The sequence below is a fragment of the Pedobacter sp. genome (genome assembly GCF_041645105.1).
Classification (GTDB): domain Bacteria; phylum Bacteroidota; class Bacteroidia; order Sphingobacteriales; family Sphingobacteriaceae; genus Pedobacter.
This window is the reverse complement of sequence record NZ_JBAZQQ010000004.1, coordinates 98731-125555: the sequence shown is the minus strand read 5'-3', so window position 1 is coordinate 125555 and position 26825 is coordinate 98731. Positions and strand designations below refer to the sequence as shown.

Sequence of the window (26825 nt, the reverse complement as noted above, 5' to 3'; positions counted from 1 at the left end):
TACATAATAAACTTTTAATCCAGTCCCTTGAACATATATATACGAAAAAGTCTCAAAATTTTAATGTGGATTATTACCGGCATTTTTTTGCTTGTGATCCTGATTGCCTTATCTCTAAATATTCCTGCTGTTCAAAATTTCGTTAAAGACAAGGCAATTTCATATCTTAAAAATAAGACCAAGACTGAAATCAGTCTTGAAAGTATAAAGATTGGCCTACCTAAAGACATTATACTTAACAAATTTTATATTGAAGACAAAAAGGGGGACACTTTACTTTATGCCCAAAAATTGGCAATTGACATTAGTTTGTTCAAACTTTTAAACAATAAAGTTGAGATAAATAACATCACATTACAAAAAATAAGGGCAAACGTAACACGTATTGACCCCGACACATCTTTCAACTTCTCTTTTTTAGTGGACGCTTTTATGTCTGAGCAAACTAAACCCGAAGAGCAAGTTCAGAAAGATACTACATCTACCCTAAAATTTTCCATAAATAAGATTAACCTGGAAGATATAGGAATTGTTTATCGCGACGATGTAGCAGGCAACGATATGCGGTTATCCCTAGGCGAGTTTAAAGCCAACATTAAAGATTTTGATCTTGATAATCAGCATTACGTAATCAAAAAACTGTCTTTAAACAATACTTCGGTTAAGTACTTGCAGCAAAAACCGCTAACACAATTAAAGAATCACATTGAAAAAAGCATTGACACTTCAAAGACTGAATCTGGTAAACTCCCATTGGTAGAAATACAAGATGTTGCCTTTAATAAAATAAAAATTGGATTTGATGACAGGCTGTCGAAAACCAGTGCAGATGTTGATTTAAATAACCTGATACTAACAAAGCTATTTGTAGACTTGACCAATAGCCAGTATAAAGTTGAGGATGGAAAAATTAATGATAGTAAAGTCGACTTTAAAACCTCAGCTTCAGAAATGAATGCTAAAGTCAACCTTAAAGAATTTAGCTTATCAAAGCTTATTGCAGATGTAAAGAACAGTAAATACCAACTAGATCAAGCATCTTTAAACCGATCTGATGTACAGTTTGCTTTTAAGCCTGTTCCACCTTCAAAAGCAGAAGTTAAAACCGATACAGGAACAACGGAACAAGGAATTTCATTGTTACTAAACAGCCTAAACCTGGCAGATAACAATATCGTCTTCGATAATCTTGCAGAGAAACCAGTCAAAGGGATGGATTTTAACCACCTTAATATTAAACAACTGGGCTTGCAGGCAGAAAAAATCGCTTATAGCGATGCTGGAATCCTGGTAAACGTAAAATCTGGCAAACTAAAAGAAAAGAGTGGCTTTGAATTATTAAAACTACAAGGTGATATATCCTATACTCAAAAACAAACAAAAATAAATAACCTTATAGTAAGAACCCCCAATACCAATATTGAAAACAGCACTCAACTGGACTATACCTCAATGGAGGATCTAACTAAGCATCCAGAACGTGTTAAAGTATATGCTCAGTTAAAGAATACGACCCTAGGTCTTAAAGACGCAGCCTATTTTAGTGATGCTGTACCAGAGAACTATCGAAATGAAAAAATAAAGGTAACAGCACAGGCTCATGGTTATATGAACAACCTTGTGATACCTAAATTACAGATTGATGGATTAAAGAGTACTCATATCGATGTTAGTGGAACTGCGAAGGGTTTACCAGATGTTAATAAAGCTGTACTTGATTTAAACATCAAGCGATTCTCTTTAACCAAGGGTGATTTGCTTGTTGTTATTCCAAAGACTGCTCTTCCAAGTAATATTACCTTACCAAATACCATTAATGCGAATGGTAAGTTTAAAGGATCCATGACTAATTTTAATACCGGATTTAATATCAATACAGATATGGGTTCAGCAAAATTAATTGCTGACATGAAAGGTCCAAAAGGTAAAGAGCGTTATACAGCCAATATTAATTTAAACAATTTTAACGTTGGAAAGCTGTTAAAAATGGAACCGCAGCTAGGCAGAATTACTGTAAAAGCTAATGTTAAAGGTACAGGTCTTGATGCGAAGAAAGCTTCTGCAACAGTTAATGGACAAGTTGTTAGCGCCTACTATAACAAATACACATACAGAAATTTAACTTTAAACGGGACATATGCCAATCAGAAATTAGATTTGAAGAGCAACATGGCCGACACCAATGCCAATTTTGCATTGGCTGCACATGTAGATATATCTGGCAAATACCCTGCTGTAAAAGGCAATGTGGACCTAAAACAAATAGATTTGCAAAAGTTAAACTTTAGCACCACTGAGTTTAAATTAGCCGGGTTGATAAAAGCAGATATAAAAACGGCCGACCCGGATTACCTGAACGGGGACATTACGGTAAATGGAATGCAGGTAGTGAAAGAAGGACAACAATTTAATGTAGACACTATCATTGTACATTCAGAAGCATCTGCAGACCATAATTTACTCACTCTAAAATCAGAATTTCTAAGGGCAAAAATTGATGGGAAATACCAACTAACCAATTTAGGTAGTGCAGTGATTAATCAAATTAACAAATACTATCAGTTTGGAGCCATTACCAAAATCCCTGACCAGCGTTTTAGGTTTTATGTAAACTTTTACAATCCCAAAATCCTAAAAAATCTGGTTCCAGAACTAAGTAACTTCGCTCCCTCCCGAATGCGAGGTTTGTTAGACACGAAAAAAGATAGCATGAACATCGATGCCGTTTTTCCACAAGTCACATATGGAAGCTACCGTGTTGATAGCACTAGACTGAACATTAATAATGATAATCAAAAATTAAATTACAAGCTAAATATCAAAAGCCTGCAAAGTCCATCATTAGCTTTTTTTAACAATGAAATAAGTGGAGCAGCTGTAAATAACCTACTTGATCTCAATATATTTTTGAGGGATAGAAAGCGTAAAGACAAATATGTTTTAGGTGGGCAATTCAGTTCTATGAATAAAGATTTCAGATTCAGTTTTGACCCACAAAAGGTATTGTTAAATTATGAAAAATGGACCGTGGCTCCCGAGAACTATTTCCAGTTTGGAGAATCAGGCATATTGGCGAACCAATTTAACCTAAGTAATGGAGGTCAATTATTGAGCATTAACAGCGAAAGCAATACTCCTAATGCTCCCCTTAAAATAGATTTTAAAAACTTCAGAATAGAGACACTAACACGATTTGCTGAAGCTGATAGCGCTTTAGCCGGCGGAGCTATTAATGGAACTGTTCAGGTAAAAGAACTGACAGGCTCACCTAAATTTGAAGCCAATCTGACTATAGACCAGTTGCGCTATCAGAAAGACATGTTAGGAACATTACGCATTGCGGTTAACAACAATACGGAAAATGCTTTTGAAACCAATATTGCCTTATCGGGTGTTCATGAATTAAGAGCAAGTGGCTTTTATTATACGGCTCCTGAAAGTGCGTTGGATTTGACTTTGAATATCGACAAAATAGATTTAAAGGCTATCGAAAGTCTTTCAATGGGGCAAATTAAAAATGGTACAGGAACCATCAGCGGTCAGTTATCGGTAAAAGGGAGTCTAGATGCACCTAAAGTATTGGGAGATGTGAAATTTAATCAGGCAGGTTTCAATGTAGCTTATGTTAATTCATTTTTCAGGATGCCCAACGAGACCATCAGTTTTACAGATAGTGGGATCAATCTTAATAAGTTTACAATCCTGGACTCTCTGAACCAAAAAGCTGTAATTACAGGAGGAATTTTAACCAAAGATTATAGGGATTTTAAATTTAACATGGACATCCGTACCAATAATTTCAGAGCTTTAAACTCAACTGCTGAAGACAATGAAATGATCTATGGAACGGTCTTTTTAACCAGTACCATTAAAGTTCGTGGAGATTTGAATCAACCTAGTGTTGACATGAATGTTCGCGTAGAGGATAAAACTAAATTCTTCTTTGCCATGCCTCCCGATGATCCCTCAGTTATTGATCAGGAAGGAATTGTACAATACATAGATTTCAGTGCTCCCCCTTATGATGGTAGAAAAGCATTAACAACAGCAGACTCCATCAGTAAAGCCCCAATAAAAGGTTTTAATTTAAGCGCAACCATCAATATAGACGAAAATGCAGAATTAAATGTGGTTGTTGACCCTACTAACGGTGATGCGTTAAAAGTAAAAGGTCAGGCCACATTGGCGGCGACGATGGATCCTAGTGGCAAAACGAGCTTAACAGGAAGATATGAAATTTCAGATGGCAGCTATAACTTAACTGTTGGTCCGGTAAAAAGATCCTTTAAGCTACAACAAGGAAGCAATATTGTCTGGACAGGTGAACCCACCGCAGCTAACGTAAACCTAACCGCTCTGTATAATGTGAATGCTGCGCCGATAGATTTGTTGAATGATCCAAGCCAGGAAATAGCAAAAACTAAGCTCCCTTTCCAGGTATACTTAATGATGACAGGGGAATTAATGAAGCCAATCATCAAATTTAAGCTAGACCTCCCGGAAAATGAACGTGGCGCACTGGGTGGTTCAGTTTATACGAAGTTACAACAGGTAAATACGGATGAGGGAGAACTGAACAAACAGGTATTTGCCTTACTTGTTCTGGAACGCTTTATTGCCGACAACCCATTCCAAAGTCTGGCAGGTGGCGGTGGTGGAATCTCTACTATTGCAAGATCAAGTGTAAGTAAACTACTTACAGAGCAATTGAATAATCTTACTTCAAGCCTGGTGAAAGGAGTCGATATTAATTTCAATCTGAATTCTTCAGAGGATTATTCAAGTGGACAAATGCAGCAAAAGACTGATCTGGAAATTGGATTATCGAAAAAATTATTGAGTGACAGACTGATTGTAACTGTAGGTAGCTCATTTGGGCTGGAAGGTGCAGAACAGCAAGGACAAAACTCAACCAATATTGCAGGAAATGTGAATATTGAATACCTCCTGTCCAGAGACGGCAGATATAGATTAAGGGCTTATCGCCGAAATCAGAATGAAGGCGTAATTGAAGGCCAGATTATTGAAACAGGACTAGGCTTTGCACTGGTGGTAGATTACAATAAATTTAGAGAGGTATTCCAGAAATTCTCCAAAAAGAAAAGAATAAGATTAGAACAAAAGGCTAAAGATGAAACAACTAACTAGATCCGGTTTATTTATAATTACATGCTTAATCTGGGCTGGCTGTAGTACTACTAAGAGCCTAAAGCCAGGTCAATATTTATACACTGGGGCAGATATCAAAATAAATCCAGACTCTGCAGCGAAGATTGATAATCAGAAAGCAGTAAAAGAAGAGTTAGAAAGCAAAACCCGCCCTAGACCTAATAAATCATTATTGGGAATAAAGTTTAAACTCGGCATTTATAATCTGGCCGGTGAACCTACAAAGCCGAAAGGTGGAATACGCAATTGGCTTAGGAAAAATGGCGAACCACCTGTATTACTCAGTGAAGTTAAAATTCCCTACAACAATGCGGTATTAAAAAGCTACCTCATCAGTCAAGGCTATCTTCAATCTGAAGTAACTGGTGATACCGTGATTAAAGGCAAGAAAGGAAAAGCCGTATATACGGCAAAAACAGGTGAAAGATACAAAATCAACAGTGTTACTTTTCCTAAAGACAGCTCTGGCGTTGGGAGCATAGTGAACGAGAACAAAGACAAAACACTATTAAAGGTTGGCAACAATTATGATCTAGATGTATTTAAAGACGAACGGATTCGTATAGACAACGATCTGAAAGAAAAGGGGTATTTTTATTTTAATCCCGACTACCTAATTTTACAGGTAGATAGCACTATTGGAAATCATCTGGTAGATATCAGAATTAAAGTAAAAGATATTGCCCCTGATGCCAGCCTGAAGCCATATAGCGTAAATAATATTAATATATTTCCAAATTACAATTTAAGAAGAGACAGTGCATTAAGAAATTCTACACCTGTAAAATACAGCGATTTTAGCATCTACGATCCAAGAAACACCTTTAAACCTGGTTTGTTTGATCGTCTGGTCTTCTTTAAAAAAGGTGAGTTTTACAATAGAACAGACCATAACAAATCCTTGAACCGAATGGTTAACATCGGCGTTTTTCAAGCAGTAAAAGCAGAGTTTCTGCCAATAGATAGTTTTAAAAACAATCAGTTGGATCTGAATATTTATTTGACCCCCTTAAAGAAAAACTCCCTTACTTTCTCTGCTACGGGCACGAGTAAATCAAACAACTTTGTAGGCTCTGAACTTAAGCTAACACAAACTACACGTAATCTATTCAGAGGAGCAGAACAATTAGATGTGAGTGTCAGCGGAGGTTTTGAAACCCAGGTAAGTGGTGTGGCCAAAGGGTTAAACTCTTACTCCTTTACCACTGAAGCAAAACTGACTTTTCCAAGGTTTATTACACCTTTCAAAGGCCTGAATAGCACAAACAACTTCATTCCAAAAACTATAGCATCCATATCCTATCAATTATTGAGCAGAGGGTCTTCCTATAACCTTAGTTCTTTTAAAACCGAATTTGGATACAACTGGAAAGAAAACCAATACAAAGAACATACGTTTAATCCCATTTCGGTTAACTATGTAACCTCTAAAGTTACAGCAAGAAATAGAGATAGTCTTTTCGATGCAAACCCAGGACTAAAGAAAAATCTTGAAAGACAATTTATCATTGGAAGCAATTATAACTTTACCTATAGTGATCAAATGAATTCCTCGCAGAGAAACAACATTTATTTTAATGGTGGTTTAGAATTGGGGGGAAATGTATGGGGACTTCTCGCTTCTAAGAACAGTGCAGGAAAGAACTCTGTTTTTGGCATTCCTATCAACCAGTTTGTTCGTTTAGAGTTAGATTTAAGGGATTACTTTAAGGTTACCAAGAATGTAATATGGGCAAACCGCTTAAACCTTGGTTATGGTTATTCTTATGGAAATAGTTCTTCCTTACCATTCGTTCGTCAATTCTTTGCTGGAGGAACTAATGATATCCGTGCATTTCCCGCACGCTCATTAGGCCCTGGTACGTATAACTATAGAGATCACCTCACGCCCGGCCAAGACGCCACCTATACAGATCAGAGTGGAGATATAAAGGCCATGTTAAATACTGAGCTTCGATTTAAATTAGTCAGCATTTTATATGGGGCCTTATTTGCTGATGCTGGCAACGTATGGCTTAGAAAGGAAGATATGGGTACACCTTCTAGTGATGATGATCCAAAGGGGAGCCTAGCCCGTCCTGGATCAGGATTCAAGCTCAAGAATGCATTTAAAGAAATGGCCGTTGGTACGGGTGCTGGTCTTCGTCTAGACGCTACTATTTTTGTTATTCGCTTAGATGTTGCTTTCCCAGTTCGTAAGCCTTACCTTCCAGAAGGAAAAAGATGGGTAATTGATCAGGTAGATTTTGGGGATAAAGGATGGCGTAAAGAAAATTTAATTTATAACATTGGAATAGGATATCCATTTTAACATGACACTTTTTAGAAAAGCAAAACATTTTGTAAAGGCTACTATTCATTTATTTATTGCTGCTGGTAAAGGCTTTATGGAAGACCGGGTAATGAAGCTCAGTGCTGCTCTGGCTTATTACACTATTTTTTCACTAACTCCACTTATTATTATTGTGATCTCAGCAGCTAGTTTATTTCTTGGAACTCCTGACCCTAACAGTGTCGAAATTAATCCAAGAGAAGAACTGTTTTCTGAAATTGGTGAACTTGTCGGAGCAGACGCCGCTGCCCAACTCCAGACGTTTGTAAACAATGCTAACACTACTGGAAAAAGTACAATAGGACTAATCATCGGTATCGTTACACTAATAATTGGGTCTACAGCGATCTTCACGGAGATTCAGGATAGTATCAACCTGATCTGGAAAGTAAAAGCGGTTCCCAAAAAAGGCTGGCTAAAATTAATTGTCAACAGATTACTTTCCTTTTCGCTAATTGTCTCACTTGGATTTTTATTACTGGTATCACTGGTCATCAACAGTATTGTAGTAGCCATTGGTGATCGGTTGGGTTATCTTATTTCTAATAGCAAAATAAGCGAATACTTTCCTGTAGTAGATAGTACCACTACCCTTCTCATTAGCATTTTAAATAATGCAATTACGCTGATTGCAGTAACGGCAGTCTTCACCATAATTTTCAAAGTACTACCTGATGTTAAACTTAAATGGAAACCAGCAATTGTCGGCGCTTTATTTACGGCCTTATTATTTAGCTTGGGTAAATACCTGATTGGCATTTACATTGAAAAAGGAAATCCAGGTTCTGCCTTTGGAGCTGCAAGCTCACTAATTGTAATTCTCTTATGGGTTTACTACACCGCTATCATATTATATTTTGGTGCTGAATTTACTCAGGCCTATGCAGAACGTTATGCAAAAGGTATTATGCCTAGTAAATATGCGGTCCACACTAAAATTGTTGTAATCGAAAAAGATGTTAAGGTATTGCCTCCTCAACACCCCCAAGACACTAAAATATAACCCTTTATATGTATTTAGTGATTTTATCAATTAATTCCTGTTCAAGAAAGGGCTTTAATACCAGGTCGTTCATTCCTGCTTTCAGATAAGCTTCCCGATCCTCTTGCAGCACATGGGCAGTGATGCCCAAAATAGGTATTTTGGACTTACTAAAATCTCCATTATACCTTACTTCATGAGTAAGTTCCACCCCTCCCATTACAGGCATTTGAATATCTGTGAGAATTAGATCATACTCATTCTTTTTAAATAATTCCAGTGCTTCTTTCCCATCATAAGCACAATCAAAATCCATTTCCCATTTTTTTAATACCGTTTGTGCAAGCAGGACATTCATTTTATTATCATCAACCAACAAAATATGTTTCCCTGTAAGCTTACCCTTCGTTACGGGCTCAACTCCCACCACTATTGGTATATTCTCTTTTACTTTAGCATATTCATAAGGAATCTCAAAACTGAACACAGACCCTTTTCCAAGCACACTGGTTACATCTATTTTACCTCCCTGAAGCTCTACAATCTTTTTACAAATAGCCAATCCCAAACCTGTTCCTTGTTTAGTTGAGGAGTATACCTGCGAAAATTCATCAAAAATAAACTCCAGATCTTCCGCAGCAATTCCAATCCCTGTATCCTCAACCTGTACCTTCAGAACAGCATTCTTTTTACCATGTGAAATCAGATTTACTTTTAAAGTTACCTTACCGCTCATTGTAAACTTAATAGCATTGGTTAATAAATTCATGACCAATTGTTTTAAACGTAAGCGATCTCCCATTAACAGTACATCTTTTTCTAATGAGATCTTGTTCTCCAGTTCAAGGTTTTTATTTACTGCCAGAACATTCATACTATTAAACACTTCCATTATTTCCTCTGCTGGTAAAAAAGAGGTGTTTTCAAGATTTATTTTTCCGACCTCATATTTAGAAAAATCGAGAATCTCATTAACCAGGGCTAGTAACATCTCTGAAGAATTACGAATCGCATTAACCTGATCAAGCTGTTCTTCTGTCAGTTTGCTTTGACTTAATTGCTCTGAAAAACCAACTACAGAGTTGAGGGGAGTCCGTATTTCATGACTCATATTGGCGAGAAACCGACTTTTTGAGTGAGACTCCTGAGAAGCACGTTTTCCAAGATTAATCAGCACCTTTTCATTTTTATACAGTTTTGTAATATTGTATAAAATTATCACAACCAGACTCACCAGTAAAAGTATATTAATTGTTGTGATCCAATCTAATGACTTTATATCTGCTAGCAGCTCATTCCCCAATAATGTTTTAGTATCAATCATATAAGAAATCTCTTCATTCTTATAGGTTTGCAATATGCCAATGATTTCTGCAACCAACTTATTATTTAATAACAAAATGGCTTTTTCATCACTTCTTAATTTATTTGCATTGGCATAGAGATGCTTATAATATGCTTCTATTTTTTTTATCTGTTCTTTGTTGAAGCTTCTTACATCTTGATTAACAACAATATTTCGCTCTGTTTTGATAATTGTTAAAGAAGTATCCTTTTTCTTTGAAGAGAAAGCATCTGCAATCCTGCCAAAAAACTTCTTATTAGGAGCTGGTTGATGTTTGATTGTATCAAAACTGGTAACTGTTTTAAACTGTTTTTTGGCAACAGGGAGATCTATTTTAGCTTCAGCCTCCCTTTCTACAAGTCCAAGTTGAGAAAAGCCAATAACAAGACTATCGGTAAGCTTCCTTAGCTTCAAATAGCCTTCTGTTTTTTGACGTTTTTGCTTCAGCATGCCTTTAAGATCTGGAGTCAGTACATTTTCATCAACATTTATGTTTAACTCTCCTAAATAAGTTGAAACCTTCTGAATTTGTGAGGAAAACTTTTTGATGTAATCTCTGTCGGCCGTTACAGCATACAAGCGAGAATTGTTCTCAGCCTGATACAGCGTATAAATACAACTATCCATTTTTGAATAGTCTTCTTTAAGTTGAATAAGTAATGAAGTATTACGCTTCAGCTCATTCATCTTATGATACCTTAGATATAAAAAAAAGGCAAAAAGAAATAGAATCAATATTAAAAATACGATTAGAAAATAACGTATCGGAGATCTTTTTGTAGCACTAAGAGACATAATTTTTTTTTTGACCACAGCTACACTGCAGAACTTATTAAACTAATGTATCAATAGGGGATCGATCAGTTTACAAGTATAATTCAAAAAAATTAGAATTCGTCTATATATAATGTTAAATATTAAGCTACATCAACAGCACCTTCAACCTCTTCTTCCTCCGAAGAATCAATGATGGCATCTTCTTTACTTACTTCGTCTTTCTCTATCCGAAGATTTCTAATGATATGTTGTTGTCTATCCGGCGTATTTTTGCCCATATAATATTCAAGAAGACTCTTAATTGTCTGATCTTTTAGTATCACAGGATCAAGTCTGATGTCCTTTCCAATAAACAGTCCGAATTCATCAGGAGAGATCTCTCCTAAACCTTTAAATCTGGTTATTTCAGGCTTATTCCCCAACTTTTCTATTGCTTTCCTACGTTCATCATCGCTATAGCAATAAATGGTTTCTTTTTTATTCCGAACCCTAAAAAGAGGAGTTTGTAAAATGTAAACATGTCCTGCACGAACTAAGTCAGGAAAAAACTGCAGGAAGAAGGTCATCATCAATAAACGAATGTGCATTCCGTCCACATCGGCATCTGTAGCAATAACGATATTATTATAATGCAAACCATCCAATCCGTCTTCAATATTTAAAGCATGTTGTAAAAGATTAAACTCTTCATTTTCATAAACAACTTTTTTAGTTAGCTCATAACAATTCAAAGGTTTTCCTTTTAAACTAAATACTGCCTGACAATCTACATCTCTTGATTTTGTAATTGAGCCAGATGCAGAATCCCCCTCAGTTATAAACAACGTAGTTTCATAACGTTTATCATGTGTACTATTAAAATGAACCTTACAGTCTCTTAATTTTTTATTATGTAGGGATGCCTTTTTTGCTCTATCATTTGCCAGCTTTTTTATACCAGCAATATCCTTACGTTCACGTTCAGATTGCAGAATTCTTTTCAGCAAAGCATCTGCTACATCAGAATGCTTATGGAGATAATCATCAAGCTCTTTCTTAACAAAATCATTAATGAAGGTACGCACAGATGGTCCATCAGGCCCCATATTCTGAGAGCCCAATTTGGTCTTTGTCTGTGATTCAAATACAGGCTCCTGTACACGTACAGAAATTGCAGCAATTATAGATGACCTGATATCCGAAGCGTCATACTCCTTTTTGTAAAACTCTCTGATTGTCTTAACCACTGCCTCCCTAAATGCTGCCTGGTGCGTCCCTCCCTGTGTCGTATGCTGACCATTTACAAAGGAATGGTAATCTTCGCCATATTGCTGTCCATGAGTCATGGCTATTTCTATATCATTTCCAACAAGGTGAATAATAGGATAGCGCACACTCTCTACATCCGCATGTTTATGTAACAGATCATAAAGTCCTCTTTCTGAAAAATACTTTTGACCATTAAAATTAATTGTCAGACCTGCATTAAGGAAAACATAATTCCAGATCATACTTTCCACAAAATCCGGGATGTAATGATAATTTCTGAAAATAGTTTCATCAGGATAAAAGGTTATTGCAGTTCCATTCCGTTGCGTTGTATCAATGATATCGTTTTCAAGAACGATCTCACCTTTAGAGAACTCTACTTTCTTTGTTTTGTTATCACGATAAGACTGTACAACGAAATTTGTAGATAATGCATTTACAGCTTTGGTACCGACCCCATTTAATCCAACTGATTTCTGAAAAGCTTTACTATCGTATTTACCCCCTGTATTAATTTTAGAAACACAATCAATTACTTTTCCCAGAGGTATCCCACGTCCGTAATCTCTTACATTTACTTTTTGGTCTGAAACGGTAATCTCTATTGTACGACCAGAGCCCATTACAAACTCATCAATGGAGTTATCTACAATCTCCTTAAGTAATACATAGATACCATCATCCTGAGCAGAACCATCGCCCAGTTTCCCAATATACATACCGGGACGTAATCTGATGTGTTCTTTCCAATCAAGAGAGCGTATACTATCTTCGTTATAATTCGGTTCTGCCATGATGTATCTGAGTAGAGTAGAATTACAAATTTAAGCTAATATGCATGTCAATCAACCACAAAGTTTCAACAAATACACATTTTAGCGTAAAAATAGCCAATAAGTAAAAGCCGAAACTTATATGTACATTTGCATAAAAACACAACTTTAAGTTGTCATAAATTTTAAATTAAAATACAAAAATATTGTTATTCAACGAATTAAACCTGATTGAGCCCATTCTAAATGCGCTACAAACAGAAGGTTATACTCAACCTACCCCAATACAAGAACAATCCATTCCATCTATATTACAAGGCAAAGATTTACTAGGTTGTGCACAAACAGGAACAGGGAAAACAGCAGCTTTTGCTATTCCTATGCTTCAGTTATTAAGTAAACCTCATACCAATACAAAGGTCCATAAGTCGATTAAAGCATTAATCCTAACTCCTACCCGTGAGCTGGCTATACAAATAGAGGAAAGCTTTAAGGCCTATGGTAGAAACCTTCCATTAAAACATCTGGTTATTTTTGGTGGTGTAGGTCAAAAAGCACAAACTGATGCACTACATAAAGGTGTAGACATTCTTGTTGCTACACCGGGAAGATTATTAGATCTGATGAACCAAGGTTTTATTAACTTAAAGGACATTGAGATCTTTGTACTTGATGAGGCAGACAGGATGCTGGATATGGGCTTCATTCATGATGTAAAGAAAGTAATTACCAAGTTACCTGTTAAAAGACAAACATTATTCTTCTCGGCTACTATGCCTAAAGAAATTCAGTCTTTGGCCAATACCATTCTGACCGATCCTGTTAAAGTTGAAGTAACTCCGGTATCTTCAACCGCTGAAAAAATCCAGCAACAGATTTTCTTTGTAGAAAAGAATGACAAAAGAGGTCTTTTAATGCATATTTTGAAAGACAAAACCATAGAAACAGCATTGGTGTTTGCAAGAACTAAACATGGATCAGATCGTATTGTTAAAGACTTGATTAAAGCAGGTATAAAAGCAGAAGCGATTCATGGTAACAAATCTCAAAATGCAAGACAAAGGGCATTGACAAACTTCAAAGCAAAAACAACCCGTATTTTAGTCGCAACTGACATAGCGGCCCGTGGTATTGATGTAGACGAACTGGCACACGTAATCAATTACGAATTACCAAACATCCCTGAAACTTATGTACACCGTATTGGCCGTACTGGTAGAGCAGGATTAAGTGGTACAGCCTTTTCATTCTGCGATCCTGAGGAAAAAGAGTTTCTGGATGATATCGAAAAGCTGATCGGTCTAAAAATCCCTGTAACAGAGGATCATCCTTACGCAATGAGCTGGCAAAGTCTGATGTCTGGCGCTGCAGCAGCAAAAAGCAAAGGGAAAGCAAAACCTTCAAGAGGCGCACGTCCTGAAAGAGGGCCTCGTAATGAAAGAACTGAACGTCAGCCTAATCTTAGTGGAGCAAAAAAGACACCTCAGGGAGGAAGAAAATGGTCTAAAAAATAAACCTATTTTCAAAATTAAAGATACCACAGCTTGTAAGTGGTTTCTTTAATTTTGAAAATACTCTATCATCATATTAATTTCACCAAACTTCTTTAAAGTATCAATAGCCTTGTTTCGTAATTGTCTAACCCGCTCAGGAGTTAATCGCACTTTAAACGCAATATCGTCAAAACTTAACTGAGGGAAACCACCAATTCCATAGAAGTATTTTATAATTATCTCCTGTTTTTGAGGCAATCGATTCAACATTCTAATCATATCTATAGATAAAGAATCTCTATATAATTGATTTATTGGATTTAATGAATTTTGATTAGCCAACACATCGAGAAGCGTTGTTTCCGCACTTAAACCACATGGAACATCTACAGATACGGCACTGCTACCGCTACACAAAATATCAGCGACCTTTTCTTCAGAGAGTTCAAGAGTTTCAGCAAGCTCAGCTAAAGTAGGTGTACGCTCCAGATGCTGTTCAAGTTTAATCATTGCCTTTGATACTTTCTGCATATCGTTGATCTGATTGCCTGGTAATCTCACCACACGCTTTTGATCAGATATTGCTTGAATAATACCTTGCCTGATCCAGTAAACTGCAAATGAGATAAATTTAAATCCCTTAGTATAATCAAAGCGCTGCGCTGCTTTAATCAATCCTAAATTCCCTTCACTAATCAGATCCGAAAGTGCCATACCTTTATTTTGGTATTGTTTTGCAACTGAAACAACAAACCTAAGATTAGTCTTAACTAACTTTTCCATAGCTTGCGTATCACCATCCTGAATCATTTTTGCCAGACTTACTTCTTCTTCCTGCTGAAGTAATTCAATTTGAGCGATATCCATAAGATACCTGGAAATACTATCCTCAGTACGGTTTGTAATGCTTTGAGCGATCTTTAATTGTCTCATAATATTTGATAACGTTAATCTATACTTATCAAAGCTAGACAGGTATTTTCTATAATCGTTAATCAAATAAATAATCAGGGAACAACGCAGTTTTGACACTTCTTCTCAGAATAACATTCCGTTAGTGCTAATAAATTTACTGCTAACAGAATATAATTTCAATTCATCATTTAATGAAATATCTTTCGACGGCAAAAGATTATAATTTCTGCATATTATTTTAATAGAACTTGTTGTTTTTTTTTGATAACTTGTAGTATATTAACGAATTAACGTTAATCGTCAAAACCTACTTCAACTATGAAAAAAATCACAAGCAAATTGATCGCTGCTATAATCGTGCTTTCAGTTATGACAGCGACTTTAACAGGCTGCAAAAATAAGCCAAAGGATGCTGACTTAAAAGCTGCTATTGAAACGCTCCTGCAGACCAAACCTTCGGCCTTAGGAACAACTGTCACAGTTGACAAAGGCGTAGCCACATTAACAGGTGAAGTTGCTGATGAAGCTACTAAAAATGATCTTGAAAAAGCCACCGCTGGCATTATCGGAGTAAAATCAGTAGTAAATAACCTGACTATAACACCTGCAGCTCCAGTATCTATTGCTCTGGACGACCCACTAACAGCAGCTGTTAAGGATGCAACAAAAGACTTTCCTACCGTTAGCTCAACTGTATCTAATGGAGTAATTACTTTAAAAGGTGAAATTCAAAAGGCCAACCTTCAGAAACTGATGATGGCATTACAAGCTTTAAAACCTAAAAAAGTTGACAATACACAATTGGTAATCAAATAATCAAGGAGGAATAAAAGATGGCTTTACAAGATAAATACAAAGAACTGATTGATACTGCTACTTCTGCAGGCGTGAACGACTTAAATGTACGCGAGCAGGATGGTGTATTGTATATAGATGGCGCTACGAATGGCACAATAAAACAACAGTTATGGGATACATACGAACGCTTAGATCCAAACTATGCCTCAGGAGATGTAGTAATGAACATCAATAGCGTTGCCGGTATATCTGAAGGGACAAAACTTAAAGTAACTACCAATAGCTCTAACCTGAATATAAGAAAAGGCCCAAGTACCAGCGATGAAATTGTTGGTAAAGCGGCCAGAAACGAAGTAGTAACGCTGGTAAGCAAAGCAAATGATCAGTGGTGGATGATTAAAACTGATCAAGGAGAAGAAGGCTATTCATACACCCAGTATCTAACTCCACTCAGCTAAAAACACATTAGAAAGACATAAAGAAGGAGGGTAAATTTACCCTCCTTCTTTATGTCTTTCTGATTTTAATAATTCTCATCCAATGCATTATTTTCATCAAGGGATAAGTAGGATCAAATTCGAACCATCTCGAAGCAAAATTTGGACTATTTGGCTTTTTGTGATGGTTGTTCTGAAACAGCTCACCAAGCATTAAAAAATCAAGAGGTAAAGAATTTTTACTATGATCATTATTATCATGGTTCGAATATCCATATTTATGACCGCACCAGTTTACAATTGCACCATGTAACGGTCCCATTAAAAAATGAATTGGCAGCAATAAAAACATCCACCATGCCGTAGCGAAAGTCGCATAAAACCAAACATAAAAACTGATAAAAACAAACCGTGTTATCCACGAATCACCAATTTTATCAATTAACGGCCAGGAAGGATAGTTATCCCTAAATTGCTCTTCTGGTTCAACATTGTATTTAGCATAATTCAGATAAATATTTTTAGTCTGAATCATCATACCCCAAACATCCTTTACAAAATGTGGAGAATGTGGATCTTTTTCTGTGTCACTAAACGCATGATGCATACGATGTAATATGGCATAAGCCCTGGGATTTAAAAAAGAAGAGCCCTGGGACAAGAAAGTAATGAGATAAAAGAATTTTTCCCAAAAAGAATTCATCTTAAACATCTTATGCGATGCATAACGATGAAGAAAGAAAGTCTGGGAAAAAAGGGAGAGAAACCAATGTAAAAGAAAAAATATTAAAATAGTCATATAAAGGTTAACGAATATCGTTTGTAAATAGCTTAGGTAAAAGATAGAAATGACTTTGAAATGCCTTAACGTCCAAAATCATCTTGAACCCTAACAATATCATCCTCATCAGAAGGCATATTTAAATCAGTATGTTGCCATATCTCTGAAACAATGCCCCAATCCTCTAAGCCAATTAAGCGATGACGCTCTCCTTGTTTTAATTTTATCGTTTGTCCAGGTACAAGTTGCTGTACTTCTCCCTGTTCATCTGTATCACTTACACTAACTCCTACTGTTCCATTTACAACTCTCCATATTTCAGCACGACGATGATGGTATTGCCATGAAAGCCTTGTGTTTGGTGCAACTATTAAAATTTTCGGACTTAGTTTACCAGATATTTTTAATTCATCTACATTTAATTTATCAAAGTAAATATTGGCAAATTGTTGAGCTTGTTCTTCATCAATAACAAAAAAACCGCCCCATGGACGAGTTTCATCACGGTTAACAACATTAAACCCCTCGATTTTCAAACGTTGTGCTACACTATCGAATATTTCTTTTTTTTGATCTGACATTTTATTTTGGTATTTAGAATTGCCAAAGATAATAATATCAATTAAATACAAGACTCATTAAGGTAAACGGTCTATATCAAGCAGATCTAAATTCAAATCTGCGATAAGGTCATATAACAATGCTACATTTTTATCATTCGCATAAACTTTCTGTTCCAGCAGCTCTTCGTACTTATCCAGAAATTCATCATCGTAAAATTCATCAGGCAATTCAATTTCATTACGTCTCAATTGGCTTGCAGTATGGTAAAGTAACCTCGCGATGGTAAAATATACTGCATTTAAGTTAATCAGTACATCCTGATAGCTCTTGTTTTCCCAATCAAAAATATAAATGTGGTAATTGTCAGACGCAAGTTGGTTATACTCATCATCCTCCATTACTTCAAGCTCATCAAGATTATTGATTAGAAAAAAAGTTTTTGAACAATTGATCACCTTGTCTATTGAGCGTAGTAATAATTTTACAGCAGGGTCATCAACAACCTCAAGCAATTCAAAATCTTCAGACGAAATAGAATCAGGTTTAACAAGGCCTTTCAAATCGGACAAATCTCTCTCATAAGCTAGTAAAAAACCATACTTGCAATACTCACTGACAATAAAACTCAAAACATGGGGAACAAGTCCCTTTATAGCATCTTCCAATCTGATATATGTTAATCCAGATAATGAAGTTAATTACATCAGTTGACTTTACAAAATACAAATCATTATACTGGCATAATTCAAAAAGATGTTTACTTTTATGATTAAACCAAATTATTCGCTTTTCATGAAAAAAATAATCATTCTCAATTTCTTTATCCTCTTAGTATTTGAATCAGCATTCTCTCAAACAAAAAAAATTGACGACCTATATTTTGACTATACACAATTTAGGAATTCACCTAACAGAAAAGAAGCCAAAACTAAAGCCTTAGCCCTGTTTGAACGTAGTGCTGAATTGAATGAAAAACAAATCGCTAATATAAACTTTCATTTAGGCAGTATATATGAAGAAGATAAACAACCAGAACTGGCAATACCACATTATCAAAAAGTAATTAAAACAGTCCCAGGACACTATGTTACACATCGTGCATTAGCCTTTATTTATTTAAGACAAAGTGATGCTTTAGGTAAAAAAGTAACAGCGGCGGCACAATTAAAAAACGCCACATTACATGCCGAAGCTTTTAAAAACTATAAAAAACAAGTGCTGCTTACTCTTCCTTATTTTGAAAAATCACAAGCATGTGACCCTGATGAAAACACTTTAAATATTATAAATAACCTTTATAAAACCATTAAGGAACCACAACAATTAACCACTCTGAATTCCAGGTTAAAAACGCTCGCTAATGACTGTGTTTCTTTACTTGATGAATAATCAAGCTAATTTTGGAGCTGCTTCATTAAAGTGCAGCAGCTCCAAACATTAATACCAATTTATTATTCTGATAAAGATTTAAAGTTTGGTCAGCAACATCGAATTTAAAAGTTTTATCGCCTAACAAGCTTAGAAATTGATGTTCTAACTTATTTAGATCTTCACTGCAAGCCATCCTTGTTCCTGCCATTTGTTTGAAAACAAGCGTCTCCTCACTTTTATCATAACCACCGAAAAAATTATTACATCCTGATTTTCCCGTCACACGTTTCTTTTCTCCATCAAACGTCATGTAAACTGGAGAGGTCGTTTGTGTCACTCCATTCATTTGGATTAACTTCCATTTATGTTTCAGAACATAATCCCATGCCGTATTTGTCTTTACTTTAACCTTTGTTTTTTGTACAATCCTTTTAAGTTTGTATTCATATAAAGAGGCATCTGCAGGAACATTTTTCCTTTTGGTACGATCAACAAGTATAACATAACGATATCCCGGTTTATGCTTAAATCCAGAGATCTGATTATAAAACAGCTCCCAATTTTTACTGTTTTTATATTTCACCTGCATACAGGTCATAGGCGCCACTCCTGTACAACTGGCCAGATCTTCTTTAATTACCATTTTAATTATTTCTGATTTAGACGCAAGAGAAAATCCAAACATTAAAACGAGCGTTAAAATCATTCTAGAATTGATACTTTTAATCATATTAAATTTCATTTAATTGTGTAATACAAATATGATGCAACAATTTCTTGAATTCCACAAAAGCTGTTATGATTAGATTTTACTATTTAAAAGCTTCAAATTAAGTTCACCATGCTCATCCAGACTAAACATGGTGATAGAAGAATTCTCCTGTACTATGCGTCTATAATACTTCAAAGACATCCCGAGCTTATGTGCAAGGTAGAGTCTGTTTATCCCATTATGGCCAACTACCAGAATATTTCCGTCCGGATATTTATCTAACATTTCCTTGTAAAAATCATCTACCCTTGAAACTACATTTGCGCCCGTTTCTCCAGTACCACCTGCCCTTGTATGTTCCGGATCATTCATCCAATAAGTCCATAGACTAGCCTTTTCTTCAATAAACTCTTCCTTTGTTTTACCTTCCCATTCACCAAAATCTACTTCAATGAGCCGAACATCTGTTTGGACCGTTTTTAAACCAGAAGCAATCTCTGCAGTATACAAAGCCCGTTTTAACGGAGAAGAATAAACTGCATCAAACGACATCCCCTTAAGCTGGTTATTTACCAAATTAGCCTGTAGAATACCCTTTTGGGTTAGTTCAATATCTGTCCTACCACAATAACGATTGCCATCTGCATTGTATGCAGTCTCCCCATGGCGTAATAAATAAACATTAAGCATGTATCTCTTCTTTTTTAATATATCCCTTTTCTAACAGCAACCTTAAAAAACGATGGTAACTCTCCTCGTACCTCGCAACCAGATCTGGTTGTGGTCTAACCTCTTTCTCTATCACAGTTAATGACTTCACTGCATTTTCAAGTGATGAAAAGCAAGTATTAGAAGCTGCTAAAATTGCAGCGCCAACTGCCCCCGACACCTCTTTCATTTTATAAATAGGCAAATTCAATACGTTACTGCGTATTTTAAGCCACACTTCACTATTACTTCCACCACCAGCAGTAAAAACAGCATTTACTTTTTCATTAGCGAAAACCTGAATCAATTCAAAAGCAAACCGTTCCAGATAAGCTACCCCTTCCATATTGGCAGTGAACCTCTCTTCCATTGAAAGTCCCTCCTCTTCAAAACCAATTGCCTGTGGGGCAAGCATAGGAAAACGCTCCCCCTTTTGTCGTAATGGGTATGAAAGCAAACCAGTAGGCATTAAATGCTCAGCTGCCTTGTTTAACGATTCCAATTGCCCACCAAATTCATTAGTCACCCAATCCGCTCCCGTATTACTCGCCCCTCCAGGCATCCAATAACCCGAAGGATGTCTATGGCTATAAATACGCCCTTTATTATCCACTACTTCATTTTTAGTGACTCCTTTAATCACCATTGTAGTACCAATTGTTGTATTCCAATCGCCCGGATTTACGGCACCCGAGGCGATTTGTGATGCGCAGCCATCTGTTATACCGACGGTAACCTTAATATGTTCAGGAAGCCCAAGTGTTGTTGCAATCTCTTTATTCAAAGTTCCTATCACTGTTCCTGAAGGAAAAACTTCTGGGAGCCATTCTTTTTTTAAGGGTAATTGAGTAAACAAGTAATCAGGCCATTCATAATTACTCACATCATAGCCTGTTTTAAAAGCATTAGTATAATCCGTTACTCCCCATTTCCCTGTTAACATCCCGGTAATATAATCGGCAGCATGAATCCATTTGTGAATTTTAACTACTTTACCTGGATAAGTGTCTCCAAACCAAACTATTTTAGCAAGTGCACTTGAAGTGTTAAAACCTGTAAAGCCAGAATGATGATATTTCAAAGCTGCCAAAGTGCATTTTTCTGCCTGCTCCACAGACCGCTTATCACTATACATCAAAGCATTATGCAAAGGGACATTGTTACTATCAAGTGGAATAACCGTACCAGATGTCGAAGTCACAGCCATTGCAACAATCTCATTAAAATCCAGTTCCCCTCTAACAGCATCAGTCAATTCCTTGAAACAGGCTAAACAAGCTTTCCACCAAAGACCAGGCGACTGCTCCTCTCTAGATTGCTCATCAAGCGCAAAAACCTTTGCGGATGCTGATACAACGCCCCCATTAGAGTCCAGCAATACGATCCTTGCTCCCTGAGTACCAATATCTATTCCTATAAAATATGGAGCCATAACTAACTGAATATTTCTGTGAATGAAGCTCTGGTCTTCTTCCATTCCTTATATAACCTTTGATGCTCTTCGTTACCCTGTGGCAATACTTCCTCTTGCACAAATGGTTCAATAAATGGTTTTCCTAAAGCTTTATTACAAATGTACACACCACCAATAACAGACGATTGCCGATAACTTTTGCGGATAATTACTCTTTTTTGAATTAGATTGGCAATGAACTGTCTCAATGTCCGGCTTTGTACACCACCTCCACAAACCCAAATATAATCTTGATCATGGTTAGTTACTTCGCAAAGACTTTTGTAATTCTCCCTGATACTGCAGGCTATATCCCATAAAGTTGCCCATACGAAACTACCACGTGTTAGCAGATGGGAAACTGGCGCATCAAAAATGAAACCTCCACGTGTTAAAGGAGTTTTTTCATCAGCCAGTAGCGAACCCAATGAAGCCAGACACTGAAAATGTGTAATTTCCTGCAATTCATTTTCAATCACATCATACCCTTCTTTTGGGTAAAAGATTTCTTTTAGACGTTGATAGTTTAAACCAGTCACTCCAGCATTTGCTTCTAAAATAAAACTATGTTCATCAATGTGTCTGTTGGTCCAGGTACGCTCCTGATCATCTGTAATATATTCGCTTGTAATTTTAATAATTGGCGTAGTTGTTCCTGAAACAATAACAACATCATTCTCTAAAGGCTGTGTACTGATAATTGCCAATTGAGTATCAGCACCTCCAACAATTATCCAGGCATCCGAATCAATATTAAATGCAGCAGCCTCAATAGGAATAATAGGTCCGAGTACTGTTCCGGATAATGTTAATTTTGGCAAAACCGCAGGGTCGATTTCAAAAATTTCACATAATCTATCGGACCAATCATGTTTTTCAACATCATATAACATCGTCTCAGATGCCTGGGAATGCTCATAATGCAACACACCACTTAACTTATATTCAACCCAATCACTGATACTTAAGAATGTAGCAAACTCGCCCCACAAATCAGGTAGCCGGTTTTTTACACCTACAATTTTTAATGCAGAAAATAAAGAAGTAGGATAACGGCCCGTAAGCTGATAAACCTCACTTTTGTCCATAATCATATCCTCCCATTCTCTACCCCTATGATCAATATTTGGGAGGCCAATCAGTGATTCTCCATTTTTACCAATCAGCACTATCCCTTCCCGCTGACTTGTAGCGGTTAAAGCAAGAATTCTTATTTTAGGTATTTCAGCCAACGCCTTCCTGGTCAGCCTTACGATCTGCTCCCACAAGTCATCAGTACTAAAGAAAAGAGCTTCTGGATAATTGTAGTCCTTTTGATTTTGCAGGTTTTCACGTGCTATGCTGAGGATTTCACCAGAGGTTGTGGCTACGGCTACTCTTACATTTCCTGTACCAATATCAATTACTATATATGCTTCTTGATTTGTCATCCTTGATTTAATCTATACTTTATCTAACCTAATTTACTTTTTCCTGAGCAAACCAACTAAGAACTTTTTCGTTCATAATTGCAACATGATGATCTTCTACCTCATGTGTAGCCCCTGCTATGTGTGGGGTAGCCAGAACATTTGGCAAATTGATAATCTTATAATCCTTTTCATCAGGTGGTTCATGATCAAATACATCCAATACGGCCCCACGAATAAGTTTATTTTCTAACGCATATAAAAGATCATTACGTTTAACAACACTAGCCCTAGCTGTATTTACAAATACGGCATCTCTTCTCATTTTTGATATTAAAGCTTTATCGATCATACCTATTGTATATTCATTAACTGGCAGATGGATAGAAACGATCTCGCTACTCTCAAATACATCTTCCAATGAGGTTTTAATGTACTTAGGATCATAACTTTCCAAATATGGATCATAAAATTTTATAGCACATGGAAAATTCTCAACCATACTGGCGATACGTTGTCCAACTGCGCCAAAACCAACCATACCAATGGTTTTACCTGCCATTTCGTTTCCCTTAAATTGAAGATACGAAGTGTGGGCATCATCAGTCCAGGCTTTACTTTTCAACCACTCCACGCCTGCATAAGTATTTCTTAAAAGATCAATTACCGTAGCGAGAAACAACTCTGCAACAGCTTGTGCATTTCTCGCAGGTGTATGAAACACGGCTATTCCCATTTCCTTCGCCGTTTCTAATGATACATTTGAAGGTGTTCCTCTGCATACACCAATAAATTGGAGTTGCGGATTTGCCTCTATAACTTTAGCTGTAACGTGATCATGTTCAGTAATTAGTGCTTGTGCATTGGTTTCATGAAGAAGAGAGAGCAATTCATCCTCATTATAAGCCCTTCCTAAATCTTTCCAGGGCTTATAAACTACTTCACCTATTCTTTCTGCCAATAATTGCCTCCCCTCTTCATGATAAGGGGCCGTAATTAGTATTCTCATATGTATTTTATTTATGTGTTTTCTTTTGTAATCTTATTCTCAGACATCAATGATCAGGCTGTTAATGTAACTTCCAGATTTGGTTCAGTATGTAGAATTTTGGCATTATCAGGGAGTGTGATGAACCTGGTTAATATGGCACTAACAACATATAATCCTGCAAGAATCCAAACCACACCTTCATTACCTAAACTGCCTATAAATAACCCTACAATGGCTGGACCAACAAATACGGCTAGACCTGCACCAAAGTTTAGAACAGCCATAGCTGCACCTTTATCTTTATTAACTAGTGAAGGAATAAGGGCTGATAATGGCACATAACCAGCAAGGAAAGCACCCCACAGTACTCCACAAAACATAACCATCCAAAAGCTTCCCTCAAAAATTACCGGTGAATAAAAGAATAATAGTGTACTCAATGCACACCCCACCCCTCCAAACCACATTACTGTATTTCGCCATCCAAAACGATCTCCAACAAATCCAAACATTAGATTAAATGCAATATTCGCGATGAATATTGTACCCCAGATCTGCAACCATTCTGTAGTACTAAATCCGTGAGAAGCCATGTATATAGGCATAAAGACAGGAAATGCAAACTGAGCAGTAGTATTAATAATACGCACAATACCACCCAGCAATACTTTTGGCTCTTCTCTCATGATAACAATGCCCTTAAGCAATTCTTCAGACTTAGATAATTTGTTTTCACCTGCTACAGCCTGAAATTTATCTCTTACCAAAATCAAGGCAAAAAAGGCACCTATCAACACCCAGAAAATAGAACTCCAAAGTGTATCCAGATATCCTAAATGTTGTATTGCCCAACTCGAATAATAAGCACCAAAAACATTTAAGCCTCCTGTAAACACAAACCAGAACCATCCCACAGCAGCTCCCAACTTCTTCCCTGGACTACGATAAGTAACCCATACCAAAAATGAATAAGCAAATAGTGGATAACCAAAACCTCTTATTGCATAGGTAATCAACATTAAACCATAATCAAGATCAGGCAGAGCAAATCCAACAAACCCTACCGTCCCTAAAATATAAAGGAGCAAGCCCATCAGCATTGTTTTTTTCGGTCCAAAACCTTCAGTTAAAACACCTGAGAACCATGAGGAAATTGCAATGGTTATACCGTATACTATAAACATATTGGCAGACTGCTCCATAGTCATTCCTCTTCCAATAAGATAAGGACTAAGCCATCCTTGCTCAACTCCATCGCCCATCATAAAAATCATAATTCCCAGATAGCCCCAGGCTAACTGTTTTGGTATCCCCATCTTATCCATCAGGGAATTGTTTAAATTCAATTCGTGTTTCATATTTGGTTAAATATTTGGTTTTGTTGCTTCTTTTCGTTCCACAAACTTTTAAAATGTTACATTTTGCTTATTAAAATTCCTATTGCATTTATAATTATTAAACAAAATAAAAACTCTGAATTACTTTAAATATTAATGCCATGTTATATTTACATCAGGATTTTCCTACGTAAAAATATTATTTGATAGACTTACCATAAAAATGCTTCAATAACATAGTAATGGATTTATCACGACATTAGTTTAAATTTTAACATTAAAACAAACACAAGTAAAGCAAATTAAAACAATATTAAACCAAATTAAACAAAATTAAGACAATTAAAGAAACACAAATGATTATTTTTACAAAAAAATAAATTCAACAATAGCCTATATTTATAAATACGTCTTCGATTTAATATATTTACAGCAATTAACACCCCAGGTATCTTATGAAAAACATAACAGAGAGACATCAGCTTATTCTTCAGAAACTAAAAGAACAAGGCCGAGTTGGCATTCAAGAACTTAGCGACCTCATGGAGGTATCTGGCGTTACCATAAGAAAGGACTTAAAACTATTAGAAGATAAAAATCTTTTATTCAGAACACGTGGTGGGGGATCTATTACCAATCCTTACGCTGTTGACAGACCAATAAATGAAAAGGAATTCATTAATTCAGAAGACAAGCAAAAAATAGCAAAATCAGCTGCCACACTGATCAAACAAAGTGATTCCATTATGATTGGATCTGGCACGACTGTTTTCGAACTTGCACGTTGCCTTCATCCAACCAAGCTTCTTACTGTAATAACACCAGCTTTAAAGGTGGGTCTCGAATTAAGTAATAGAAGCAATGTAGAGGTTCTCCAACTTGGAGGACTCATTCGTCCAAATTCATCTTCTGTAGCCGGCAGTCACGCCATGAGAGTACTTGACGAAATTTCGTGTGAAATCTTGTTCTTGGGAGTAGATGGAATTGAGCTGGACTTTGGCTTCTCTATCACCAATATTGCAGAAGCTACTTTAAATCAAAAAATGATCGAAACTGCTCAAACCTTAGTTATCATGGCAGATAGCACTAAATTTGGACGTAGAGGCCTCGGAAAAATCTGCGGATTTGATCAGGTACAGTATATTGTTACAGACAACAAAGTATCCGACCAAACTGTAAAAATGATAGAAGACAGAGGAGTAAAAGTTATTATTGCCTAAAACTTACTAA

General features: G+C 36.3%; 20 protein-coding genes. 8 read left to right on the top strand and 12 right to left on the bottom strand.

Annotated elements, in window-relative coordinates; genetic code table 11:
• Positions 1–63: 63 nt before the first annotated feature.
• Genes WC623_RS13970 through WC623_RS13960 form a run of 3 tightly spaced genes read left to right on the top strand, consistent with a single transcriptional unit; the run spans position 64 to position 8504 of the window.
• Complete coding sequence (locus WC623_RS13970; RefSeq protein WP_372852063.1) at positions 64–5148, top strand: translocation/assembly module TamB domain-containing protein; 5085 nt, start codon at positions 64–66, stop codon at positions 5146–5148.
• Complete coding sequence (locus tag WC623_RS13965; protein ID WP_372852061.1) at positions 5132–7480, top strand: BamA/TamA family outer membrane protein; 2349 nt, start codon at positions 5132–5134, stop codon at positions 7478–7480. Before WC623_RS13970 ends, WC623_RS13965 begins: the two co-directional genes overlap by 17 nt.
• A 1-nt stretch (position 7481) precedes the next feature.
• Complete coding sequence (locus WC623_RS13960; RefSeq protein WP_372852059.1) at positions 7482–8504, top strand: YihY/virulence factor BrkB family protein; 1023 nt, start codon at positions 7482–7484, stop codon at positions 8502–8504.
• 4 nt (positions 8505–8508) lie between these two features.
• On the opposite strand, the gene WC623_RS13955 is transcribed toward WC623_RS13960, so the two are convergent.
• A complete protein-coding gene (locus tag WC623_RS13955) occupies positions 8509–10515 on the bottom strand; it encodes an ATP-binding protein (RefSeq protein WP_372852057.1) in 2007 nt (668 codons plus the stop codon).
• A 230-nt stretch (positions 10516–10745) separates the two neighbouring features.
• A complete protein-coding gene (locus WC623_RS13950) occupies positions 10746–12647 on the bottom strand; it encodes a DNA topoisomerase IV subunit B (protein ID WP_372852055.1) in 1902 nt (633 codons plus the stop codon).
• A gap of 185 nt (positions 12648–12832) precedes the next feature.
• Here WC623_RS13950 and WC623_RS13945 point away from each other — a divergent pair, with 185 nt between their 5' ends.
• Complete coding sequence (locus WC623_RS13945; protein WP_372852053.1) at positions 12833–14140, top strand: DEAD/DEAH box helicase; 1308 nt, start codon at positions 12833–12835, stop codon at positions 14138–14140.
• 45 nt (positions 14141–14185) lie between these two features.
• Here the strand turns inward: WC623_RS13945 and WC623_RS13940 are convergent, their stop codons facing one another.
• Positions 14186–15052 carry an RNA polymerase sigma factor RpoD/SigA gene (locus tag WC623_RS13940; RefSeq protein WP_372852051.1) on the bottom strand — a complete coding sequence of 289 codons (867 nt, stop codon included), beginning with the start codon at positions 15050–15052 and terminating at the stop codon, positions 14186–14188.
• A gap of 300 nt (positions 15053–15352) precedes the next feature.
• Between WC623_RS13940 and WC623_RS13935 the strand changes: the two genes are divergently transcribed.
• Positions 15353–15850 carry a BON domain-containing protein gene (locus tag WC623_RS13935; RefSeq protein WP_372852050.1) on the top strand — a complete coding sequence of 166 codons (498 nt, stop codon included), beginning with the start codon at positions 15353–15355 and terminating at the stop codon, positions 15848–15850.
• Between the two features lie 17 nt (positions 15851–15867).
• On the top strand, positions 15868–16290 hold the full coding sequence (locus WC623_RS13930) for an SH3 domain-containing protein (protein ID WP_372852048.1): 423 nt from the start codon (positions 15868–15870) through the stop codon (positions 16288–16290).
• 49 nt (positions 16291–16339) lie between these two features.
• Here WC623_RS13930 and WC623_RS13925 read toward each other — a convergent pair whose 3' ends face one another.
• From WC623_RS13925 to WC623_RS13915, 3 genes are all read right to left on the bottom strand, one after another.
• Positions 16340–17068, bottom strand: coding sequence for an acyl-CoA desaturase (locus WC623_RS13925; RefSeq protein ID WP_372852047.1), 729 nt, complete (start codon positions 17066–17068; stop codon positions 16340–16342).
• A 65-nt stretch (positions 17069–17133) separates the two neighbouring features.
• Positions 17134–17631 carry a phosphoheptose isomerase gene (locus WC623_RS13920; protein ID WP_372852045.1) on the bottom strand — a complete coding sequence of 166 codons (498 nt, stop codon included), beginning with the start codon at positions 17629–17631 and terminating at the stop codon, positions 17134–17136.
• A gap of 57 nt (positions 17632–17688) precedes the next feature.
• Positions 17689–18279, bottom strand: a complete 591-nt coding sequence (locus tag WC623_RS13915; RefSeq protein ID WP_372852043.1) for a hypothetical protein — start codon at positions 18277–18279, stop codon at positions 17689–17691.
• A gap of 127 nt (positions 18280–18406) precedes the next feature.
• On the opposite strand from WC623_RS13915, the gene WC623_RS13910 reads away from it, so the two are divergent.
• Positions 18407–19003 (top strand): hypothetical protein, encoded by a 597-nt coding sequence (locus WC623_RS13910; RefSeq protein WP_372852041.1) that lies wholly within the window; start codon positions 18407–18409, stop codon positions 19001–19003.
• Between the two features lie 25 nt (positions 19004–19028).
• Here the strand turns inward: WC623_RS13910 and WC623_RS13905 are convergent, their stop codons facing one another.
• The 6 genes from WC623_RS13905 to WC623_RS13880 form a co-directional block, all read right to left on the bottom strand.
• Positions 19029–19715, bottom strand: coding sequence for a DUF4377 domain-containing protein (locus WC623_RS13905; protein WP_372852039.1), 687 nt, complete (start codon positions 19713–19715; stop codon positions 19029–19031).
• A 72-nt stretch (positions 19716–19787) separates the two neighbouring features.
• On the bottom strand, positions 19788–20387 hold the full coding sequence (locus WC623_RS13900) for a histidine phosphatase family protein (protein WP_372852038.1): 600 nt from the start codon (positions 20385–20387) through the stop codon (positions 19788–19790).
• Positions 20380–21882 carry an FGGY-family carbohydrate kinase gene (locus WC623_RS13895; protein WP_372852036.1) on the bottom strand — a complete coding sequence of 501 codons (1503 nt, stop codon included), beginning with the start codon at positions 21880–21882 and terminating at the stop codon, positions 20380–20382. The genes WC623_RS13900 and WC623_RS13895 overlap by 8 nt, the downstream gene beginning before the upstream one ends.
• On the bottom strand, positions 21840–23288 hold the full coding sequence (locus tag WC623_RS13890; RefSeq protein ID WP_372852034.1) for an FGGY-family carbohydrate kinase: 1449 nt from the start codon (positions 23286–23288) through the stop codon (positions 21840–21842). Before WC623_RS13890 ends, WC623_RS13895 begins: the two co-directional genes overlap by 43 nt.
• 28 nt (positions 23289–23316) lie before the next feature.
• Positions 23317–24276 carry an NAD(P)-dependent oxidoreductase gene (locus tag WC623_RS13885; RefSeq protein WP_372852032.1) on the bottom strand — a complete coding sequence of 320 codons (960 nt, stop codon included), beginning with the start codon at positions 24274–24276 and terminating at the stop codon, positions 23317–23319.
• A gap of 53 nt (positions 24277–24329) precedes the next feature.
• Positions 24330–25616 (bottom strand): MFS transporter, encoded by a 1287-nt coding sequence (locus WC623_RS13880; protein ID WP_372852030.1) that lies wholly within the window; start codon positions 25614–25616, stop codon positions 24330–24332.
• 434 nt (positions 25617–26050) lie between these two features.
• Between WC623_RS13880 and WC623_RS13875 the strand changes: the two genes are divergently transcribed.
• Entirely contained in the window at positions 26051–26815 is a 765-nt protein-coding gene (locus WC623_RS13875) for a DeoR/GlpR family DNA-binding transcription regulator (protein ID WP_372852028.1), read from the top strand.
• Positions 26816–26825: the final 10 nt, after the last annotated feature.